Consider the following 20,617-nt stretch of genomic DNA (forward strand, 5'->3'; position numbering starts at 1 on the left):
CCGACAACAGCTGGCGATGATCAGCCTGCTGAACGATCTGCTTGAACAGATGGACCACCGCATCATGCGCAATGAGTCGCTGGCGATTCTTGGTGAARASCGTGGGCAMCCASACTACATCGTCCATGGCCAGTCCTACAAWACAGACGAAAGAGCATGTTGTAATGAAKTTGCTACATGAGCATGCGCTCAGAGCGAACGCTGTAGAGCACCTGCAGCAGCATGGCGCGCAATAGCTTCTCGGGGGCAACGCTAGGGCGACCGCCTTTGATGTCAGCTTCATACATGTCCGCAAACAAGCCGTCCATGGCCACCAGTGCTTTATTGACCATCTCACGGATGGCTCGCAAAGGGTGTCCAGCAGGTACGAAATCATCCAGCCGTTTCATCAGAAACAAGCTCTCGGTAAAGGTGTCTGCGCCGCGCATGTCAAACTGTTTTTTTGTGATGCCTGAATTCTCGAACGCGCAGCTGAATTGACGCTTTCAGTGAGTCAGTATTTCAGCAGCCTGTTATGGCTGAGCGGTCGCCTCGCTCAAGCGACCGGCCTGAATCACCAGGCTTCGCTCACAACGTGCGGCCAACTGCCGGTCGTGTGTGACCAAGACCAAGGTGGTGCCCTGCTCGCGGTTGAGCGCGAACATCAGGTCCATGATGGCCTCGCCCGTGGCGTGGTCGAGGCTCCCCGTGGGCTCGTCGGCCAAGAGCAGATCGGGCTGCACCACAAAAGCGCGGGCCAGGGCCACGCGCTGCTGCTCACCGCCCGACAAGACTTTGGGCAAATGTTTGAGTCGCTCGCCCAGGCCCACGCGCTGCAGCATGGCCGTGGCGGTGCTGCGGGCATCCGGCCGATCGGCCAGCTCCAGGGGCAGCATCACGTTTTCGAGGGCGGTGAGGTTGGGCATGAGCTGAAAGCTCTGGAACACAAAACCCACATGCTGGGCCCGCACGGCGGCGCGTTGGTCTTCGGACAAATCGAACAGCGACTGACCGGCCAGCACCACCTGCCCGCTGCTGGGCGTGTCCAGGCCCGCGAGGATGGCGAGCAAGGTGCTTTTGCCCGAGCCAGAAGCACCGACAATGGCGGCTGTTTCCCCGGCGTTCAATGAGAAATCGATATCGCGCAAAATGTCCAGTTGCCCACTGGCATCTTGCACACTTTTGGAAACGCCACGCACGGCAATGATGGATTCAGGCATGCACAAACCTTTGTTGAGACGACGCCACTTTAACTGGACCCTGCTTGCCCTTGCCGGCTGGGGCTTTGCCGCGTCGGTCCATGCCACTTCAGCCCAGCGCATTTTGGTGCTGGGCGACTCCCTGAGCGCCGAGTACGGCCTGCCCCGGGGCACGGGCTGGGTGGCCTTGTTGCAAAAACAATTGGCGCAAGACAAGCCAGGCGTGGAAGTCATCAACGCCAGCATCAGCGGCGACACCACCTCGGGCGGGCGCTCGCGCTTGCCCGCCTTGCTCAAACGCCACCAACCCAGCCATGTGGTCATCGAGTTGGGTGGCAACGACGCGCTGCGCGGCCTGCCCATGAATATGACACAAGGCAATTTGCTGACCATGACGCAACAAGCCCAAGCGGCCGGGGCCCAGGTGCTGCTGCTGGGCATGCAAATGCCGCCCAACTACGGCCCCGACATGGCCCGCCAGTTTGAAGCGGCTTATGCCCAAGTCGCCAAAACCCAAAAGGCTGCGCTGGTGCCCTTCTTTTTGAAAGGCGTGGGCGACGATCCCGAGCCGCTCAAATGGTTCCAGGCCGACCGCATCCACCCCAATGAAGCCGCGCAGCCGCGCATGCTGGCCAACGTCTGGCCCACTTTGAAGAAACAACTGAAATGAGCCTTCACCTGATCTCTGCCTCGGATGCCATGGCCCAACTGGACCAGTTTGACGCCATCCTCGACGCCCGCTCTGAAGGCGAACACGCCGAAGACCACTTGCCCGGTGCCCTGAGCTGGCCGTCGCTCAACAACGAAGAGCGCATCAAGGTGGGCACGCTGTACAAGCAGGTCAACCCCTTCGAGGCGCAAAAAGTGGGCGCGGCGCTGGTGGCCAAAAACATCGCCCGCCACATCGAAACCCAGGTGATGGACAAGCCCAAAAACTGGCAGCCACTGGTGTACTGCTGGCGCGGGGGCAAGCGCAGCAACTCGCTGGCGCTGATCCTGGGGCAAATTGGTTTCAAAGTGCACCTGATCGAGGGCGGCTACAAAGCCTTTCGCAAAGAGGTGATGGAAGACACGCCCCGCCAGGCGCAGCGCCTGCAGTTCAAGGTGCTGTGCGGACCCACTGGCTCGGGCAAGACCCGCTTGCTGCAAGCCTTGGCGCAAGAAGGTGCCCAGGTGCTGGACCTGGAAGCCATTGCCTGCCACCGCAGCTCGGTGCTGGGCCTGATTCCCGGCACGCCGCAGCCCACCCAAAAGGCATTTGACACGCAGGTGTGGGACGCCTTGCGCGGCTTCAGCGCAGACCGCCCGGTGTTTGTGGAAGCTGAAAGCAAAAAAGTGGGCAATCTGGCGGTACCCGATGCGCTGATGGTCGCCATGCGGGCCAGCCCCTGCCTGCGGGTGGACCTGTCGCTGGAAAACCGGGTGAATTTGCTGCTGGAAGACTATGCGTTTTTCACGCAAGACCGCGCCCTGTTTGCCGACCGCCTGGAGCGACTGACGGCCCTGCGCGGCAAGGCCGTGGTGCAAGGCTGGCAAGGGCGCATCGAGCGGGGGGAAATGCGTGAGGTGGTGACCGAATTGCTCTCAGGCCATTACGACCCGGGCTACGAGACCTCCACCGGCCACAACTTTGTGCATTACGCCCAAGCCCCGCTGGTCACCCCAGCGAGCCACAGCATGGCGGACATGCTGGTGTTGGCGCGTGAGCTGGTTCAAGCCCCTTGATCGATCAAACAGGTGCGTCAGGCCGCTGGCGCAGGAGGCACTGCCTCACCGGGCGTTGCCGTGTCGGCATCGCCCTCTTGGCCCTCGATTTCAGAGCCGTCTTCCGCCAACAGGCCCGACTTGCGGTCGGACTTGGCTTTGAGCTTGTCTTCTTTTTTGCGTTTCTTGGCCAGTTCTTTCTGGCGTTTTTCGAATCCGTAGTTGGGTGTGGCCAAGATGGCTCCTTTAATTTGAGCTGCCCAATGTAACAGCTTCTTCAGGGTTTTCTTCCCACTCGACACTGCCCCGGTAAGCGTGCCAGCTGGCATGACCCAGCCACGGCCCCACCACAATGATGCCCAGCGCCCAAGGCCACAAGGCCGCGAGCACCAACACGCTCAGCAGCAGGCCCCACAGCAGCATCACGCCCGGGTGCGAGAAAACCACCCGCATGCTGGTGATCACCGCCGAGATGGCATCGGTGTCACGGTCCAAAATCATGGGAATCGACACGACCGACAGGCCATAGACCAGCGCGGCGAACACGCCGCCGACAGCCAGGTAGACCATCAGGAACTCGATGTTTTGCGGGTTGAACACCGCCTCGATCACCCCCGTGGTGGAGGGCATGCCGGTGTTGAAGAACACCGCAAACACCACGAGCGACGCCCTGCCCCACAGCAGCTCCAGCACCATCAGCACCAACACCAGCATGGCCATGCTGCGGATGTGTTGGTCCCAGCACATGAGCGATGAGGCCATGTCCGGCAACTCACCGCGCTCGCGTTTGCGGCTGACCTCGTACAAGCCCATGGCCAAGAACGGCCCCACCAGCAAGCAGCCGGAGATCAAGGACAAGGTGTACTCGGGCTTGTGCTTGAACACCAAGGCCAGCACCTGCGCCATGCCCCAAAAGCACAGGCCATAAAACAGCGCAATGCCCGGGTGGTGGCGCATGTCATTCAGGCCGCGTGACAGCCAGCGAAAAGGGGCTGCAAAGCCCAAGGGCCGCATGTGCGAGCGCGGCCCCACGGGCGGGGGCGGCACATAGGGCGTGGCCATGGTAGGCAGGTCTGAATCTTGGGCGGCTTCAAGAGTCTTGACGTCGGCGTTCATGGGGAAGGTCAATCTGAAAATACACAGGCTTTCAGATTACCCCCACCGGTAGGCTTTGACCAGTCAGGAAACCCCCAAGGGCGCGTGTTCTGGGCCACAAAAGTGCCCACACTGTCACCTGCGTGATCAGGCCATGGGCAAATGCGCCTGCGCGGCTTGATGCAAGTCAAGAATCAAGTCCTGCGTTGACTCCAGACCGGTTGAAAAACGCACCAGCGTACCCGGCTTCAAATGACCGGGCCAGGCCTGGCGCATGGAGGCGATGTCGTAAGGGACCACCAGGCTGACGGGGCCACCCCAGCTGTAGCCGATCTTGAAGAGTTTCAGGCCGTCGCAAAACGCGTCCACCTGGGCTTGGCTGAAACGCGCATCGATCATGACGCTGAACAGGCCCGCTGCCAGGCCCGTGCCCGGCTCGCGATCGCACAGGGCTTGCCAATGCGCGTGACCGGGTGCGCCTGCAAAGGCCGGGTGCATCAGTTGCGCGCATTGCGGCTGGGCTTGCCACCAAGAAGCCAAAGCACGAGCGGTCTGGTCGTGCGCGGCATAACGCAGCGCGATGCTGGGCAAGGAGCGCAGCACGGTTTCGGCATCGTTGGCCGCCACGCCCAGCCCCAAGCGCATGTGGCAAAGCTTGATTTGGAGGTGCAAGGCCGCGTCGCGCGTGATGACGCTGCCCATCAGCACGTCACCACCGCCACTGGGGTATTTGGTGAGCGCATGGGCGCTGATGTCTACCGCCAGGCTGCCCTCGCCGCCCGCGCCATCGCCCAGCAAATCAAAGGCTTTGAACGCCAGGCCCGCGCCCCAGGTGTTGTCCAGGGCGCACAAGACGCCGCGCTCGCGGCAGCGGCGCACCATCTCGGGCAAATCGGGGAACTCCATGCTCACCGAGCCGGGCGCTTCGAGCCACACCAGGCGCGTGCGCTCGGTGATCTGGCGGGACAGATCCTGCGGGTCCATCGGGTCGTAAAAGCGGTGGGTGATGCCGAAGTGGCGCAACTCGCCATCGGCCAGCGCCTTGTTGGGGCCGTAGGCGTTGTCCGGAATCAGGACTTCGTCGCCGGTTTTTAAAACCGACAAGGCCACCAAGGCCAAAGCCGCCAAGCCACTGGGCACCAGCACACATTGCAGGCCGCCTTCGAGGCTGCACAAGCGCTCTTCGAGCAAATAGGTGGTGGGCGTGCCGTGCAGGCCGTAGGTGTAGGCCGATTTGTCTTTCCACTCGCGCTGGCGCATGTCGGCCACAGTAGGAAAGTAAACCGTCGAGGCCTTGAACACACCCGGCTGGGGTGCGTCAAAACCTGCAGGAGGGGTGTAAGTGTGATGGATCAGCCCGGTGCTGATGAGCGCGAATGAAGAGGTGTTGGCATGGTTTGTCATCCGCTGATCCTAATGCAAACAGCCTCCCGAAGGAGGCTGTTTGCACGGAGATTAGGGTAAGTCAGAGGCGACTCAAACGCTCCACTTTTCGAGCAGTTTTTCGGGGCGCATGTTGTCATACGGCTCGAAGGGCTGGTGAATCCAGGGGTTGGTGGGCAACTCTTCCACCGAGTAATCCGGCTTGAAGGTCGACACGCCTTTGGTCCAGATGACAGCAGAGCGCAATTCAGTCACGGGCTTGTAGTTGTTTTTCAACTGGTCCACCACCGCACGCAGGGTGTGACCGGTATCGGCGAGATCATCGACCAACAACACGCGGCCAGCGATTTCGCCCTTGGGGGTGGTGATGTAGCGGGCAATGTCCAGATGGCCTTGCACCGTGCCGGCTTCTGCGCGGTACGAGCTGGTGGACATGATGGCCAAAGGCTTGTCGAAAATGCGCGAGAGGATGTCGCCAGGGCGCATGCCGCCACGGGCCAAACACAGGATGTTGTCGAATTCCCAGCCAGACTGGTGAATTTTGATCGCGAGTTTTTCGATCAGGTTGTGGTACTCGTCGTAGCTCACGTACAGGTGCTTGCCGTCTTCGGTCAACATGGGGTCACTCCAAAAAATCAGGGGGTTGAGGTTGTGGTGTTGTGCAGAGCCAAACGCTCAGGCCGCAAAGGGGTTGTGCAGCAAGATGGTGTGGTCACGGTCGGGGCTGGTGGACACCACATGCACGGGCACGCCGGTCACTTGGGCAATGCGGTCCAGGTAATAACGGGCCGTGGCCGGCAACTTGTCCATCTCTGTCACGCCCACCGTGGTTTCTGTCCAGCCGGGAATCACTTCATAAATCGGCTTGCAGCGGGCAATTTCGTCCGCGCCCATGGGCAGGATGTCGATGGTTTCGCCGTCCAGCTCATAGCCGGTGCACAGCAGCAACTCTTTCAGGCCATCGAGCACATCCAGCTTGGTGATGCACAAACCACTCAAACCATTGACCTGCGCGCTGCGCTTGAGCAAGGCGGCATCGAACCAGCCGCAGCGGCGTGAACGGCCGGTGGTCACGCCTTTTTCAGCCCCCACAGTCGACATGTGGTAACCGGGTGTACCGGGGGTTTCCCAGTCGAGTTCGGTGGGGAATGGGCCACCGCCCACGCGGGTGCAATACGCCTTGGTGATGCCCAAGATGTAGTGCAGCATGCCCGGGCCCACGCCAGAGCCTGCAGCGGCATTGCCCGCCACGCAGTTGCTGGAGGTCACAAAGGGGTATGTGCCGTGGTCCACGTCAAGCAAAGTGCCTTGCGCGCCTTCAAACAGCAAGTTGGCACCGGCCTTGTGGGCGTCGTTCAGCTCACGCGATACATCGGCCACCATGGGCAACAGCTCTTTGGCGTAGGCCATGGCTTCGTTGTAGGTGGTGTCAAAGTCCACAGGCGCAGCACCCAGAATGTTGACCAAAATTTCGTTGTGCAAGGCCAGGTTCTCGCGCAGCTTAGTGGCGAAACGCTCGGGGTATTTAAGGTCTTGCACACGCAGGGCACGACGCGCCACTTTGTCTTCGTAAGCAGGGCCGATGCCGCGGCCAGTGGTGCCGATTTTGGCGGTACCGGCTTTTTCCTTGGCGGCTTCACGGCCCACATCCAAAGCAACGTGGTAGGGCAAAATCAGCGGGCAAGCTTCGCTCACGCGCAAGCGCGAACGCACCTCGACACCGGCTTTTTCAAGGCCTGCAATTTCTTCGAGCAGCTTGGGCACCGACAAGACCACACCGTTGCCGATGTAGCACTTGACGCCTGCGCGCATGATGCCGCTGGGGATCAGGTGCAAAGCGGTTTTCACACCGTTGATCACCAAGGTGTGGCCCGCGTTGTGACCCCCCTGAAAACGCACCACGCCTTGGGCGCTTTCGGTCAGCCAGTCCACCAGTTTGCCTTTGCCCTCGTCGCCCCATTGGGTGCCGACAACGACCACATTACGGCCTTGCAACTTGTTCATGCTTGAAATGTTCTTTCTCAAAGAGCCTGTACCACCCACTGCCCTGCCGCTTCGATCAACTCGCGGTCGCAATGGAATTCGTCGATTTCACTTTCGTGTCCGGGCAAGACACACACCACGGTTTCGCCCCGGCTGCGCAATGAAGCAATCGCCTCACGCAAGCTGGCGGCTTGGCCCCACGGCGCACGGATGGCAGCGCGTAAAGCCAAGGGCTTGACCGCCGACACCAATTCTTTCAGGTCAAGGCTGAAGCCCACAGCGGGCCGGTCGCGGTCGATCCGGTGACCAAACACAGCGCCCACACCGTCGTAACGGCCACCCCGTGCCAAAGCGTCAGATGCGCCTTGGGCATAAATGGCAAAGCGCATGCCGCTGTAATAAGCGTAGCCACGCGAATCGCCCAAATCAAAACTGATGGCCGCGCCCGGAATTTGATCCGCCAAGGCACGCAGTTGGCTCAAGGCTTCTGTGATGGCGGGCGTTGCAGGCAAACATTGCGCCGCTTGCTCGAGCACGCTGGCATCGCCGTACAAATTGACCAAGGCCAGCAAACCGTCGCGGTTGGCCGGTGCAAAGTCAGCGGTCAGGCGGGCAATGGCACTGGCGTCCTTGATGGCCAGCGCGGCATGGATGTCGTGGCGCAGATCGTCAGAGATGGGTTCAGCCAGCAGCAAGCTGTTGACGATGCGGGCATCGGCCAGGTCCACCTGCAAATTGCCCACGCGGGCGGCGCGAAGGCTGTCGAGGGCCAATTGCAAAATTTCCAGATCGGCTTCAGGCCCGGCGTGGCCGTAAATTTCGGCGCCCAATTGCAGGGGTTCGCGGGTGGCGTGCGGGCGTGCCGGGCGGGTATGCAGAACAGGGCCGCAATAGCACAGGCGGGTCAGGCCAGCACGGCCGAGCAAGTGGGCGTCAATGCGGGCCACCTGGGGGGTGGTGTCTGCCCGCAAACCCAGGGTGCGACCAGACAACTGATCCACCAACTTGAAAGTTTGCAAATCAAGCGCTTCGCCCGTGCCGGTGAGCAGGGATTCCAAATACTCCAGCAACGGCGGCATGACCAACTCGTAGCCATAGCCACGGGCAGTGTCCAGCAGTTCGCGGCGGAGTTCTTCGATGTGGCGAGCCTCAGAGGGCAAGACATCGGCAATGTGATCCGGGAGGACCCAAGCAGACATGGGAATAAGGGGGGACTGTTAAAAAAGAGATTTTACCGGGTTGCAGACCCGTTTCCTGGAATCAGTTCAGGAAACAAGCCAGAACAACAGCAAGCCCATGATGACCATGACCATGCCAAAAAACCGGATCTGCCCATCTTCAAGCTTGAGCAACTGCTCAAACAGACTGCGCCAACGAAGCGGCGAGACCATGGGCATCAACCCCTCCAAGATGAGCATCAGGCCCAATGCCATCAGGAGGGTATCGAGCAAAACTTACTTTCGAGCAGCTGCGTTGCCTGCTGCGCCACGCATGCCTTTGAAGAACTCGGAACTGCTCGGATCGAGCACCATCACGTCACTCTTGCTGTTGAAGCTGGATTTATAGGCTTCAAGGCTGCGGTAAAACTGCGCAAATTGAGGGTCACGGCCAAAAGATTCCGCATACAAGCGAGCCGCTTGGGCATCGCCCTGCCCTTTGATTTTTTGGGCTTCGCGGTAGGCGTTGGCAATCGTCACTTCACGCTGGCGATCAGCGTCGGCCCGGATTTTTTCGCCTTCGGCTCCACCGGTTGAACGCAGCTCGTTGGCCACACGCTTGCGCTCGGCTTCCATACGGCGATAAACAGATTCGGTGATGGTGTCCACATAATCAGCCCGTGTGATGCGCACATCGACCACGTCCACGCCCCAGGGCTTGGCACCTTTGACGACCAGCAGCACAGCGGCCTTCACATCGTCCATCAATTCTTCACGCTTGAGGGACAACAATTCCTTGACGGTGCGCTTGTTGATTTCTTCCTGGAAGGCGTTGCGCACCACCCGGTTGAGCTGGTTGGTGCCGGACTTTTCGTCCAAGCCCACGTTGCGGATGTAAGCCTGTGGATCGGTGATGCGCCAACGCACATACCAGTCGATCACGACACGCTGCTTTTCAGCCGTGAGCATGGGCTCGTTGTCGGGGCTGTCCAGCGTGAGCAGGCGTTTGTCGATGTAGTTGACGTTTTGCAGCGGGGGCGGCAGTTTGAAGTGCAAACCGGGCTCGGTGATCACTTCCTTGATCTGACCTAAGGCATAGACCACGCCAAACTGGCGCTGATCCACCACAAACACGGTAGAGCTGAACAACACGAAGGCCAACAGCAAGGTCGAAATCCACAATCCAATGCGATTCATTTTGTTTTTCCTTATCGTGGATCGCGGTCACGCGAACGCTGCAGGTCACGCGAACGCGTGTCCACAGCCCCAGTGTTAGCAGCGCTGGTCGTGGCAGGTAAAGCAGCTGCGCTGTCCATTGCTGGCGGTGCCACACTGCTCACTTGCTGGATGATTTTGTCGAGCGGCAAATACAACAGGTTCGAGCCCTGCTTGCTGTCCACCAGTACTTTAGTCACATTGCTGTAAATCTGCTGCATGGTGTCGGTGTACAGGCGGTCGCGCATGACTTGTGGCGACTTTTGGTACTCGGGCAAAATGGTTCTGAAGCGCTCAGCATCACCTTCGGCTTGCGCCACGATGCGCTCACGGTAAGCATCGGCCTCTTCCTTCAGGCGAGACGCGGCACCTACGGCACGCGGCACCACATCGTTGGCATAGGCTTGGGCTTCGTTTTTGGCACGCTCACGTTCCTGGCCCGCTTTCAACACATCGTCAAAAGCCGCCTGAACCTGCTCGGGAGGCCGCACGCCGCCTTGCTGCAAGTTGATGCCGACCACCTCAATGCCTACTTTGTAGCGGTCCAAAATGGTTTGCATCTTTTCACGGACACGGGGCGCAATCTGGTCGCGCTCTTCGGCCAGGGCCGAGTCCATTTTCATCTTGCCCACCACCTCGCGCACGGCCGTCTCGGCGGACTGCACCACCGCTTCGGTCGGGTTGCGGCTTTCAAACAAATAGGCGCGGGCATCGTTCAAACGGTATTGCACCGCAAACTTGATCTCCACAATGTTTTCGTCCTCGGTCAACATGGCCGATTCACGCAGGCCTGTGGCTTTGATGATGTTGTCGCGGCCAATGTCCACTGAACGGATCTGGGTCACAAACACCAGCTCATGGCGCTGCACGGGGTAAGGCATGCGCCAGTTGAAACCCGCACCGACGGTGGAGTGGTACTTGCCGAACTGGGTGATCACAGCTTGCTGGCCCTCTTGCACGATGAAGAATCCCGTGCCCAGCCAGACCAACACAGCAGCCGCCAGGATCACACCCAAGCCGAGGTTTTTGAAGAAAACAGTCATGCCCGGGCCGCCAGAACCGCCAGAACCGCCTGAGCCCCCAGGGCCTTGGGGCTTTTGGGGACCACCCTTGCCGCCAAACAACTGGCCCAGCTTACGGTTGAAATCACGCCAGAGTTCATCCAGATCAGGTGGGCCGTTTTGCTGTTGCTGCGAACCACGACCGGGTGGTTGCTGCCAGGCATCTGGCTTGGGTCCAGTGGGAGGCACATCGACTGAGGGCTTGTTGCCCGAATCAGAGGGAGATTTGTCGTCATCCCGACCCCAACGTGGGTCGTTCAGATTGAACATGCCTCGGATCTTGGCGGGGAGCAAAGACCAACGCAGCGCTGGCAGATGAAAATTCATGGTGAAGTGTCTTTGTCGAAATGACGAACTCGCATTGTGCCGAATTCAGTGGGACTTCAATGCAGATCACCCGGATATTCCCGGGTCAAGTCACGGGGATCTGTGGCTTCAGAAACAGTGGGGGGCAAGGCGGTTTTGACAATGTCGGACAAGGCAGAACGCAGCAAATCCAAGCCCTTGCCCGATTGGGCACTCAAAAACACACGAGGCACGGGCTGACCGTCCATCTCGTATTGGTCTTGCAGTTGCACGGGGTAACGTTCTGCGTCCAGTGCATCGAGCTTGTTGAAGACCAAAAGCTGCGGCACGTCCTCGGCCCCGATTTCGGTCAACACCTTTTGCACCTCGGCCATTTGCTCGGGCCAATCCGGGTTGGCGGCATCCACCACATGCAGCAGCAAATCCGCATCAGTGGCCTCTTGCAAGGTGGCCTGAAAAGCCTCCACCAAACCATGCGGCAAGTCGCGGATGAAGCCCACAGTGTCAGACAAAGACACCGATCGGCCTGCTTCGCCCAAATACAGTTGGCGGGTGGTGGTGTCCAGCGTGGCAAACAGTTGGTCTGCCGCGTAGGCACGCGCCTTGACCAAGGCGTTGAACAAGGTGGATTTGCCTGCGTTGGTGTAACCCACCAATGAAATGTTGAAGGTGTCGCGGCGATCACGCTGACGGCGCTGCGTGTTGCGCTGGCGCTTGACCTTGACCAAACGTTCTTTGATGCGCTTGATCGAATCGTTGATCATGCGACGGTCCAATTCGATTTGTGTCTCGCCAGGGCCACCGCGCATGCCGATACCGCCGCTTTGCCGCTCCAAGTGAGACCAACGCCGCACCAAACGTGTGCTGAGGTATTGTTGACGCGCCAACTCCACCTGCAACTTGCCTTCGTGGCTGCGCGCACGCTGGCCAAAAATCTCAAGGATCAGCAATGTGCGGTCGTTCACGGGCAAGCCGATATGGCGCTCCAGATTGCGTTGCTGCGCCGGGCTCAGGGCTTGGTCAAACAAAACCTCGACAGCGCCGTGCATCAAGGCCAACTCCTTGATTTCATCGGCTTTGCCACTGCCTACAAACAGCGCTGGATCGGGCGCTTTGCGTTTGCAGGTCAAACGGGCCACGGGTTTCATGCCCCCGGATTCGGCCAGCAGGCCCAACTCTTGAAGGTCGGCATCGAAATGCGCTCGCCCAAAGTCAACGCCGACCAATAAGGTCGGCGCTGGGGCATTGAAAGAGGTTTCAGACATGGTCAGCAACCTCCGGCAGTGCACTGGGGCACCACCGCTTGTTTGGAGACTGCATCAAGCGGTTATTTCGCCCAACTCGGGAGTGCTGAAGGTCACAGAACGCCCTGGCACGATGGTGGAAATGGCGTGCTTATAGACCATTTGAGTGACGGTGTTGCGCAACAAAACCACATACTGATCGAAGGATTCAATCTGACCTTGCAGCTTGATGCCGTTGACCAGATAAATCGAGACTGGCACGTGTTCGCGGCGCAGCGCATTCAGGAAGGGGTCTTGCAAAAGTTGACCTTTATTGCTCACGATATTCTCCGTGTTCAAAAGTTGTGAAGTACAGACCTTAACACAGGGCTGCAAGGGGATTGGTTGAAAAAAACAAATCCGCAAAAATCAGGAGGGATCCTTGCTTGCATAGGGATTGGTGGAGGTTTTCATCTCAATGCGCAAAGGCGTTCCTGACAGATCAAAGGCCTTGCGAAAACGGGCTTCCAGAAAACGCTTGTAGGAATCCGTCACATGTTCCAGCGAGTTGCCGTGCACCACGATCACAGGCGGGTTCATGCCGCCTTGGTGCGCATAGCGCAACTTGGGGCGGAACATGCCGCCGCGCTGAGGACTTTGGAACTGCACGGCCTCCAGCAACAAACGCGTCAAGATGGGTGTGCTCATTTTGCACATGGCAGCCTTGTGGGCTTGAACAATGGAGCCCCAAACCGGTCCCAGGCCCTGGCGTTTTTTGGCCGAGATAAAGTGCATGTTGGCAAAGCTCAAAAACGGCAGCCGCGTCTCGATCGAGCGCTGCACCAACTGGCGCTGATACTCGTCAACAGCATCCCATTTGTTCACGGCCAAGACCATGGCACGACCGCTTTCCAGCGCGTAACCGGCAATGTGCGCATCCTGATCGGTCACGCCCTGCTCCGCGTCAAGCAGCAACAGCACCACATTGGCCGACTCGATGGCCTGCAAGGTTTTGACCACTGAGAATTTCTCGATGGCCTCAAACACTTTGCCCTTGCGGCGCAAACCCGCGGTGTCGATCAACTCGAACTTTTGGCCTTGCTTTTCAAACGGGACTGAAATCGCGTCACGCGTTGTGCCGGGCATGTCAAACGCCACCAAGCGCTCTTCACCTAACCAGGTGTTGATGAGGGTTGACTTGCCCACGTTGGGGCGCCCTGCCACGGCGAGTTTGATAACCGAAGGGTCCTCTTCGGTTTCTTCTGGCTCATCCGGAAGGTTGAGCAAATCAAATGCCAGCTCCATCAGGCCGCGCGTGCCTTGTCCATGCGCGGCCGAAATGGCAATCACCTCGCCCAAGCCCAGTTCATAGAACTCGGTCAGCTGGATACCTTCGAGCATGCCCTCGGCTTTGTTGGCGACCAACAAAGTGGGTTTGCCAATTTTGCGCAGGTATTTGGCAATGTCATGGTCCTGCGCAGACAAACCGCCGCGCGCATCGACCACAAAAATCACCACATCGGCTTCGGCCACCGCTTGCTGCGTTTGCTTGGCCATTTCTTTGTAAATGCCGGTGCTGGCATCGGGCTCGAAACCACCCGTGTCGATGACGATGAATTCCTGACGGCCTTGTTTACCATTGCCATAGTGCCGGTCACGGGTCAAGCCTGCAAAATCAGCCACGATGGCGTCTCGACTCTTGGTGAGTCGGTTGAACAGCGTGGATTTGCCCACATTGGGACGGCCCACCAGGGCCAAAACGGGTTTCACTTAAAAATTTTCCGATCCATCATTCGGGGCGAAATCCAAATATGCCCCCGGTGCGTGTCACCACCACCAAAGTTTGTCCTGCCAACACCGGTCGGCCCATGATGGCATTGCCATCGGTACTCAAACGCTGTAAAGCCTGACCGTCCTGTTTGGACAAAAAGTGCACAAGGCCATTGTCGTCACCCAGCACCACCGAACGCTCCAGCGCCAAAGGCGCCGTCAAACCGCGAAAACGCAAGGCATCCTGAGTCCAGGCGGTTTGACCACTCGAGCGCTGCCAAGCCACGACTTTGCTGTCAGACTCCGCACCAAAAATGAATTTATCATCACCGTCAACGCCTTGGTGACCTTGCGCCGATCGGCTCCATTGGACCGTGCCCCGATTGCCATCCACACAAGCCACAGACGACTGAAATGCTCGGGCGCATACGGTGCTGCCCAGACGGCTCACACCGGCCACCAGGTCCACCAGACGCTCGACCTCGTTGGTGCCGCGAGAGGCGCCGAGCAAAGTTTCCCAGCGCACAGCGCCTGTTGTCGGATTCAATGAAGCCAGACGGCCACCCCACCCGGCCAGCAAGGTGTCCCCAAAAGGGATCAACAAACCCGCCTGCTTGAGCACCAGCGGATCGCCTGCACGTTGCTGAGTCCACAGTTTTTGCCCCGTAGCGCCATCGAGAGCGGTCACAGCGCGATCAGCGGTCAAGACAAACACGCGCTGTCCGGCAACCACTGGCGGGGTGTACGACAAGGCGGACAAGGCATAGCGCCACATCACCTTGCCCGACTCCATGGCCACAACTTCGTTGTTGCCGGTGATCACCGCAAAGCGCTGACCATCGCCGCCCACACCCGCTTGAATAGGGACATTCAGATTCAGACGCCAGACGTCCTTGCCCGTGCTGGCATCCAGCAGCGCCACTTGCCCGGTGGAAGAGGCCAACGCCACTTGCCCGCCCTTGACCGAAGCGATCAGGGGCGTGGTTACCGGACCGATGCTGTTGCTCCAGAGTTTTTCAACCACCAACTGACCTGTAACGGTCGGCAACGCGGCGGGGTTGGGTTTTTCGGGCGCACTGGAACAGGCAGAAACCAAAAACACCACCAAGCCCAGCAAGGGCCAATGCAAGGACTTCCGTTTGTTCACTTTTTGCTCTCCGGGGCCGTCGCAGATTCAGGGTCCACACCCAGGGCATTGAGCTTGGCTTGCACCAGGCGACGGTAATCGGGCGTGTCCGCCAATGCGGCCCAGGCCTTTTTGTAGGCGGCAATGGCGTCAGCGGCCTGGCCTTTGGCCTGCAGCACATCACCACGCAAATCAGCCTCCAGCCCGGCCATGGCGGGGGTGAACGCCTGATTCAGGGTCTTCAAGGCATCGTCATGGGCTTTGGCATCGAGTTGCAAAGCAGCCAGACGCAAACGGGCAATATCGCGGTAAGCCGGATCGGCCGCACCTGCGGCAACCCAGTTGAGCGCATCGCGTGCCGCATCGGTTTTGCCTTGCGCCTGCAAACTTTTGGCCGCCAGCAGTCCGGCTTGTTGGGCGTATTGCGTGGCGGCAAATTTATCTTTCATGTCGGCAAAACTACGCTCCACACGGGAGGCATCGCCAGACGCCACGGCGCGTTCGACTTCGTCGTACATGGCTGAGGCCTTGACCGCCTGGCTGCGTTGCCAATATTGGTAGCCGTTCCAGGCAGCGTAGCCGCCCAGCACCACAATCAGCACCCAGGAAATCAGGTTGCCCCAGGTCTTCCAGAAGTGCTTGATCTGGTCAAGTTGTTCTTGTTCGTCAAGGTCGAGTGCTTTGGCCATGGTGTGTTTATTGCTGATTGCGCTTCAAAGCGGAGATTGTAGGCTGTGGGCCCAGTCGGACACCGTGCTCAAAGACTCGGTGCGTTGAGCCCCAGCCCCGTCGCGCAGCGATTTGACCGCGACCTGGCCCTGGGCCAGTTCTTCGGCACCAAAAACCAGGGCAAAACGTGCGCCCGAGGCATCGGCCTTTTTGAATTGAGATTTCATGCTGCCCATGCCCTCACCACCCGCGCCGCTTGCACCGGCGTGCATTTGGGCCGACACGCCACAGGCACGCAAGGTTTGCAGCACCTGCATGGCCACCGGCAAAGCAGCGGTTTCGGGGATGATGGCGTAGACATCGGGGGCCAGATCGGGCAAGGCTTCGCCCTGCTCTTTGATGAGTTCGAGCACGCGCTCAACACCCAGTGCCCAGCCCACGGCGGGTGCGGGTTTGCCGCCGACCTGCTCAATCAGGTAGTCATAACGGCCACCGCCGCAGATGGTGCCTTGTGAGCCCAGGCTGGTGGTGATGAACTCGAACACCGTGAGGTTGTAGTAATCCATGCCGCGCACCAAGCGCGGGTTGATGCTGTAGGCCACGCCGTTCGCGTCCAGTATGGCTTTGACCGCGTTGAAGTGAGCCAAAGAGGCCTCACCCAGAAAGTCGAGCAAACGCGGCGCGGCCTCGACCACGCTTTGCATGGCCGGGTTCTTGGTGTCCAGAATGCGCAGCGGGTTGCTGTGCAGGCGGCGCTTGGCCTCTTCGTCGAGGACATCGCTGTGTTTTTCGAGGTGGGCGATCAGCGCGGCGCGGTGGGCCTGGCGCTCGGCGGGTTGGCCCAGGCTGTTGAGTTCCAGACGCACGTCTTTCAGACCCAACACCTTCCAAAGGTCATTGGCCAACAAAATCAATTCGGCATCGACCTCAGCCCCGCCAAAACCCAGCACCTCGGCGCCAATCTGGTGGAACTGGCGGTAGCGGCCGCGCTGCGGGCGCTCATGGCGGAACATGGGGCCCATGTAGTACAGGCGCTTGCCGCCTTCGTACAGCAGGTTGTGCTCGACCACCGAGCGCACCAAACCGGCTGTGCCTTCGGGGCGCAGGGTCAGTTGCTCGCCGTTCAATCGGTCTTCAAAGGAGTACATCTCCTTTTCGACAATGTCGGTCACCTCGCCCAAGCCGCGCACAAACAAGGCTGTCGGCTCGACGATGGGCAAACGCACATTGCGGTAGGCGTAGCGCGCCATCAAAGCGCGCACCTGGCCCTCCAGCCACTCCCAACGCGCCGAGTCGGGCGGCAGGATGTCGTTCATGCCCTTGACGCCCACCAGCTTCTGGGCTTTGGCCGTTTTTTCGACTTTGGGGGTGTTTTCTTTCAGCGACTCGCTCATTTTTTCTCAGCAGATCCGGAACCAAAACGGTTCTCAATGTAGTTTTCAACCAGCACCTGGAACTCTTGCGCAATGCCTTCACCGCGCAGCGTCAGGCGCTTTTCGCCGTCGATGAAGACGGGGGCAGCAGGCGCTTCGCCCGTGCCGGGCAAGCTGATGCCGATGTCGGCGTGCTTGCTTTCGCCGGGGCCGTTCACGATGCAGCCCATGACCGCCACCTTGAGGTTTTCCACCCCAGGGTAGCGCACGCGCCACACCGGCATTTGGGCGCGCAAAAAGTCGTCAATCTGTTTGGCCAGCTCCTGGAAGGTGCTGCTGGTTGTGCGCCCGCAGCCGGGGCAAGCCGTGACGCTGGGCACAAAAATGCGCAAGCCCAGCGACTGCAAAATTTCGGACGCGATCACCACCTCTTGCGTGCGGGCCTCTCCCGGCTGGGGCGTGAGCGACACGCGGATGGTGTCGCCAATGCCTTCTTGCAGCAGCACGGACAAAGCCGCGGCTGAAGCCACGGTGCCCTTGGTGCCCATGCCCGCTTCGGTCAGGCCCAGGTGCAAGGCGTAGTCGGTGCGGCGGCCCAATTCGCGGTAGACCGAGATCAAATCCTGCACGCCCGAGACCTTGCACGACAGAGCGATTTGGTCCCCATTGAGGCCCATGGCCTCGGCACGCTGGGCCGACGAGATGGCCGACGAAATCAGCGCCTCGTACATGACCTGACGCGCTTCCCACGGGTTGGCGCGCTGGCTGTTGGTGTCCATCAGATCGGCCAACAGCTCTTGGTCCAGGCTGCCCCAGTTCACGCCGATGCGGATGGCTTTGTTCCAGCGCATGGCCGCTTCGATCATCTGGCCGAACTGCACATCGCGCTTGTCGCCCTTGCCCACGTTGCCGGGGTTGATGCGGTACTTGGACAGCGCCTCGGCACACGCCGGGTAGTCGGTCAGCAAGCGGTGGCCGTTGTAATGGAAGTCGCCGATCAGGGGCACATCGATGCCCATCTTGTCGAGCTGGTCGCGGATATGCGGCACGGCCTCGGCGGCTTCGGGGGTGTTGACGGTGATGCGCACCATCTCGGAGCCGGCAATCGCCAGCTCCTTGACCTGGATGGCGGTGCCGATCACATCCACCGTGTCGGTGTTGGTCATGGACTGCACGCGCACCGGGGCGCCGCCGCCCACGGTGACGATGCGCGAACCCCAGACCACTTGGGACTGGCGGCTTTTGCGCTGGGCAGGCACAGCGATGGTGATGGGCTTAGGCAAGGGCGTGACGGGAAGAGTCATTCTTTCACCTCAAAACGTGCGACGGTGACTTTGGTGTGCGGCGTGAGATCGAACGCCTGCCCACGGTACTTGACCGTGACCACGTGCGCTCGCCCGACCGTGACATTCATGGGCAAGATGTTTTGCACGCTCTTGGATTCGCCTGCTTGCAAAACGCCGCTCCAGACGATCTGGTTTTGTGCACCCCGCACTTCAACCCAGCTCGTATCGGAAGCGGTGAACAACAGCTCAGGCTTGCCTGCCGTAGCCGTCGGAGCAGGCACCGCAGCCACAGGCTCAGGCGCAGCAACTGGCGTCACCTGAGATGGGACAACTACCGCTTCAGAGGCCTGAGGCAGAGCATCGGACGGCGGAAAAACTAGCGCAGGGAGCGCCGCCTCTCTTTCGGTCACCATGGTGGACGGCGACGATGAGGGAGACTGGAACCAGTTGCTCGCCCGCTGAAACCAGGTCCACTGCGAAGGGGCTGGCAACCAAATGAGTGCAATGGTCAGAGCCAACAAGACAGCGGCAACCCACAAGGCCTGAGGGGGCAAGACACGCGCCCCGGCTGGACGCGAGACAGTCAGCCCCGCATTGGCAATGCTCCACTTGACGACCAACTGACTGGCACTCGCGTGGGTTGCAGCCTTGGGCAGTAAAGCCAGAATGGGCGCGGGGTCCGTGTGCAAATGGCGGCAGACGCTGGCGGCCAAGGCGCGAACAAAAACAGGGCCCTTGGCTGGATCGTGCTCGTCGGCTTCCAAGGCCTGTAGCTGCCGCACAGACACTTTCAATGTCAGTGACAGTACGGACAGATCGACTCCCGCCCGGATTCTGGCAGCACGCAACAACTGGCCCGCAGTGGCGGCCTCAGGGGCATCAGGTCGAGAAGGCTGCAGCACGCCTTCCTCGCCAAGCATGGGGGTTTCTGACATCACTGATCTCTTGGGTAATCAAGGGGAGAAACAGGGACCAAGGCAATGGTGCGCTGCTGCGCAATCCGGGTTTGAACCTGGGTACGGTCTTTGACATCACCAGCCAATTGTCCGCAAGCGGCATCAATGTCATCGCCTCGGGTTTTGCGGATGGTGGTCACCAATCCAGCGTCCTGCAATTTTTTGGCAAAGGCCTGCACACGCGCAGGGGACGAGCGCAGCAATCCCGAAGCAGGAAAAGGATTGAACGGGATCAGGTTGAACTTGCAGCGAAGCCCTTGGCGCGCGTGTTTCTGCACCAGATCAATCAGCTGTTCGGCGTGTTCAGACTGGTCATTCACGCCGTCCAGCATGCAGTATTCAAAGGTGATGAAGTCTCGCGGCGCATGGGTCAGATAAGCAATGCATGTTTGCATCAACTCATCCAGCGGGTATTTGCGGTTCAGCGGTACCAGGTTGTCGCGCAATGCGTCATTGGGTGCATGCAGCGACACCGCCAAGGCCACCGGGCAATCGCCCGACAAACGCTCGATCATGGGCACCACACCCGAAGTGGACACGGTGACACGGCGGCGCGAGAGGCCATAACCGTGGTCGTCGAGCATGGCGCGCAAAGCGGGCACGAGCGCCGAATAGTTTTGCAGCGGCTCGCCCATGCCCATCATCACCACATTGGAGATGACGCGGTCTGGTGTGTTCAGGTGCTTGCGCAAAAAGTGTTCGGCGAACCACAGCTGGGCCAGGATCTCACCCGTGGTTAGATTGCGGCTGAAGCCTTGGTGGCCAGTTGAGCAAAAACGACACCCCACAGCGCATCCTGCCTGGGATGAAATGCACAAGGTGCCCCGGTCGTCTTCCGGGATGAACACTGATTCGATGGCGTTGCCATCGCCGACATCGAAAAGCCACTTGATGGTGCCATCGGCGGAAATGTGTTGACTGATCACGGGCAGCGCCGAAACGTGCGCGTGCGCCTGGAGCTTTTGGCGCAAGGACTTGGCCAGATCGCTCATTTGATTGAAATCAGAAGCTCCCCGCTGGTGGATCCAGCGGAAAAGCTGGGTAGCCCGAAAGCGCTTTTCGCCCAATCCGTCACAAAAAACGGCCAGACCTTCCAGGTCAAATTCGAGAAGGTTGGCCGTCATACAGATGA

Annotated in this window: 21 protein-coding genes and 1 pseudogene; 2 read left to right on the plus strand and 20 right to left on the minus strand. The window is 59.7% G+C overall.

Annotation, left to right across the window (positions count from 1 at the left end):
- Positions 1-428: pseudogene (locus tag AMM33_RS04995) on the minus strand (transposase); the annotation flags it as partial.
- An 84-nt stretch (positions 429-512) separates the two neighbouring features.
- Complete coding sequence (locus tag AMM33_RS05000; RefSeq protein WP_090139288.1) at positions 513-1,199, minus strand: ABC transporter ATP-binding protein; 687 nt, start codon at positions 1,197-1,199, stop codon at positions 513-515.
- Between AMM33_RS05000 and AMM33_RS05005 the strand changes: the two genes are divergently transcribed.
- Both AMM33_RS05005 and mnmH read left to right on the plus strand, forming a co-directional pair.
- The gene (locus AMM33_RS05005) at positions 1,198-1,848 is read left to right on the plus strand and encodes an arylesterase (RefSeq protein WP_090139289.1); all 651 of its coding nucleotides are present in this window, start codon (positions 1,198-1,200) and stop codon (positions 1,846-1,848) included. The two genes, AMM33_RS05000 and AMM33_RS05005, sit on opposite strands and share 2 nt — an antisense overlap.
- The gene (mnmH, locus tag AMM33_RS05010) at positions 1,845-2,903 is read left to right on the plus strand and encodes a tRNA 2-selenouridine(34) synthase MnmH (RefSeq protein WP_090139290.1); all 1,059 of its coding nucleotides are present in this window, start codon (positions 1,845-1,847) and stop codon (positions 2,901-2,903) included. Before AMM33_RS05005 ends, mnmH begins: the two co-directional genes overlap by 4 nt.
- Before the next feature lie 17 nt (positions 2,904-2,920).
- Here the strand turns inward: mnmH and AMM33_RS05015 are convergent, their stop codons facing one another.
- From AMM33_RS05015 to rlmN, 18 genes are all read right to left on the minus strand, one after another.
- Positions 2,921-3,118, minus strand: coding sequence for a hypothetical protein (locus AMM33_RS05015; RefSeq protein WP_090139291.1), 198 nt, complete (start codon positions 3,116-3,118; stop codon positions 2,921-2,923).
- A 10-nt stretch (positions 3,119-3,128) separates the two neighbouring features.
- On the minus strand, positions 3,129-3,998 hold the full coding sequence (locus tag AMM33_RS05020; RefSeq protein WP_194945251.1) for a DUF2189 domain-containing protein: 870 nt from the start codon (positions 3,996-3,998) through the stop codon (positions 3,129-3,131).
- A 126-nt stretch (positions 3,999-4,124) separates the two neighbouring features.
- Positions 4,125-5,381, minus strand: a complete 1,257-nt coding sequence (locus AMM33_RS05025) for a PLP-dependent transferase (protein ID WP_090139292.1) — start codon at positions 5,379-5,381, stop codon at positions 4,125-4,127.
- Positions 5,382-5,453: 72 nt separating this feature from the next.
- Positions 5,454-5,978 carry a phosphoribosyltransferase gene (locus tag AMM33_RS05030; RefSeq protein ID WP_090139293.1) on the minus strand — a complete coding sequence of 175 codons (525 nt, stop codon included), beginning with the start codon at positions 5,976-5,978 and terminating at the stop codon, positions 5,454-5,456.
- Between the two features lie 57 nt (positions 5,979-6,035).
- Positions 6,036-7,364, minus strand: a complete 1,329-nt coding sequence (locus AMM33_RS05035; protein WP_090139294.1) for an adenylosuccinate synthase — start codon at positions 7,362-7,364, stop codon at positions 6,036-6,038.
- Between the two features lie 17 nt (positions 7,365-7,381).
- On the minus strand, positions 7,382-8,542 hold the full coding sequence (locus AMM33_RS05040) for an ATP phosphoribosyltransferase regulatory subunit (RefSeq protein ID WP_090139295.1): 1,161 nt from the start codon (positions 8,540-8,542) through the stop codon (positions 7,382-7,384).
- A gap of 66 nt (positions 8,543-8,608) precedes the next feature.
- Entirely contained in the window at positions 8,609-8,794 is a 186-nt protein-coding gene (locus AMM33_RS05045; RefSeq protein WP_090139296.1) for a DUF2065 domain-containing protein, read from the minus strand.
- A 3-nt stretch (positions 8,795-8,797) separates the two neighbouring features.
- Positions 8,798-9,697: a protease modulator HflC gene (gene hflC, locus AMM33_RS05050; RefSeq protein WP_090139297.1), complete on the minus strand. Its 900-nt coding sequence runs from the start codon at positions 9,695-9,697 to the stop codon at positions 8,798-8,800.
- A gap of 11 nt (positions 9,698-9,708) precedes the next feature.
- On the minus strand, positions 9,709-11,103 hold the full coding sequence (gene hflK, locus AMM33_RS05055) for an FtsH protease activity modulator HflK (RefSeq protein ID WP_090139298.1): 1,395 nt from the start codon (positions 11,101-11,103) through the stop codon (positions 9,709-9,711).
- A gap of 56 nt (positions 11,104-11,159) precedes the next feature.
- Positions 11,160-12,347, minus strand: coding sequence for a GTPase HflX (gene hflX / locus AMM33_RS05060; protein ID WP_090139299.1), 1,188 nt, complete (start codon positions 12,345-12,347; stop codon positions 11,160-11,162).
- A 54-nt stretch (positions 12,348-12,401) separates the two neighbouring features.
- The gene (hfq, locus tag AMM33_RS05065) at positions 12,402-12,665 is read right to left on the minus strand and encodes an RNA chaperone Hfq (RefSeq protein ID WP_090139300.1); all 264 of its coding nucleotides are present in this window, start codon (positions 12,663-12,665) and stop codon (positions 12,402-12,404) included.
- A 69-nt stretch (positions 12,666-12,734) separates the two neighbouring features.
- Entirely contained in the window at positions 12,735-14,075 is a 1,341-nt protein-coding gene (gene der, locus AMM33_RS05070; RefSeq protein ID WP_090139301.1) for a ribosome biogenesis GTPase Der, read from the minus strand.
- Positions 14,076-14,094: 19 nt separating this feature from the next.
- Positions 14,095-15,222, minus strand: coding sequence for an outer membrane protein assembly factor BamB (gene bamB, locus AMM33_RS05075; protein ID WP_090139302.1), 1,128 nt, complete (start codon positions 15,220-15,222; stop codon positions 14,095-14,097).
- Entirely contained in the window at positions 15,219-15,890 is a 672-nt protein-coding gene (locus tag AMM33_RS05080) for a YfgM family protein (RefSeq protein ID WP_090139303.1), read from the minus strand. Before AMM33_RS05080 ends, bamB begins: the two co-directional genes overlap by 4 nt.
- A 24-nt stretch (positions 15,891-15,914) precedes the next feature.
- Positions 15,915-17,264, minus strand: a complete 1,350-nt coding sequence (gene hisS / locus AMM33_RS05085; protein WP_090139304.1) for a histidine--tRNA ligase — start codon at positions 17,262-17,264, stop codon at positions 15,915-15,917.
- Positions 17,261-18,547 carry a flavodoxin-dependent (E)-4-hydroxy-3-methylbut-2-enyl-diphosphate synthase gene (ispG, locus tag AMM33_RS05090; protein WP_090139305.1) on the minus strand — a complete coding sequence of 429 codons (1,287 nt, stop codon included), beginning with the start codon at positions 18,545-18,547 and terminating at the stop codon, positions 17,261-17,263. Before ispG ends, hisS begins: the two co-directional genes overlap by 4 nt.
- A complete protein-coding gene (locus AMM33_RS05095; protein ID WP_090139306.1) occupies positions 18,544-19,464 on the minus strand; it encodes a helix-turn-helix domain-containing protein in 921 nt (306 codons plus the stop codon). The genes ispG and AMM33_RS05095 overlap by 4 nt, the downstream gene beginning before the upstream one ends.
- Positions 19,464-20,609, minus strand: a complete 1,146-nt coding sequence (gene rlmN, locus AMM33_RS05100) for a dual-specificity RNA methyltransferase RlmN (RefSeq protein ID WP_090139307.1) — start codon at positions 20,607-20,609, stop codon at positions 19,464-19,466. Before rlmN ends, AMM33_RS05095 begins: the two co-directional genes overlap by 1 nt.
- Positions 20,610-20,617 lie beyond the last annotated feature (8 nt).

It is taken from the genome of Limnohabitans sp. DM1, assembly GCF_001269385.1.
In the GTDB taxonomy this organism is placed as follows: Bacteria; Pseudomonadota; Gammaproteobacteria; order Burkholderiales; family Burkholderiaceae_C; genus Limnohabitans_A.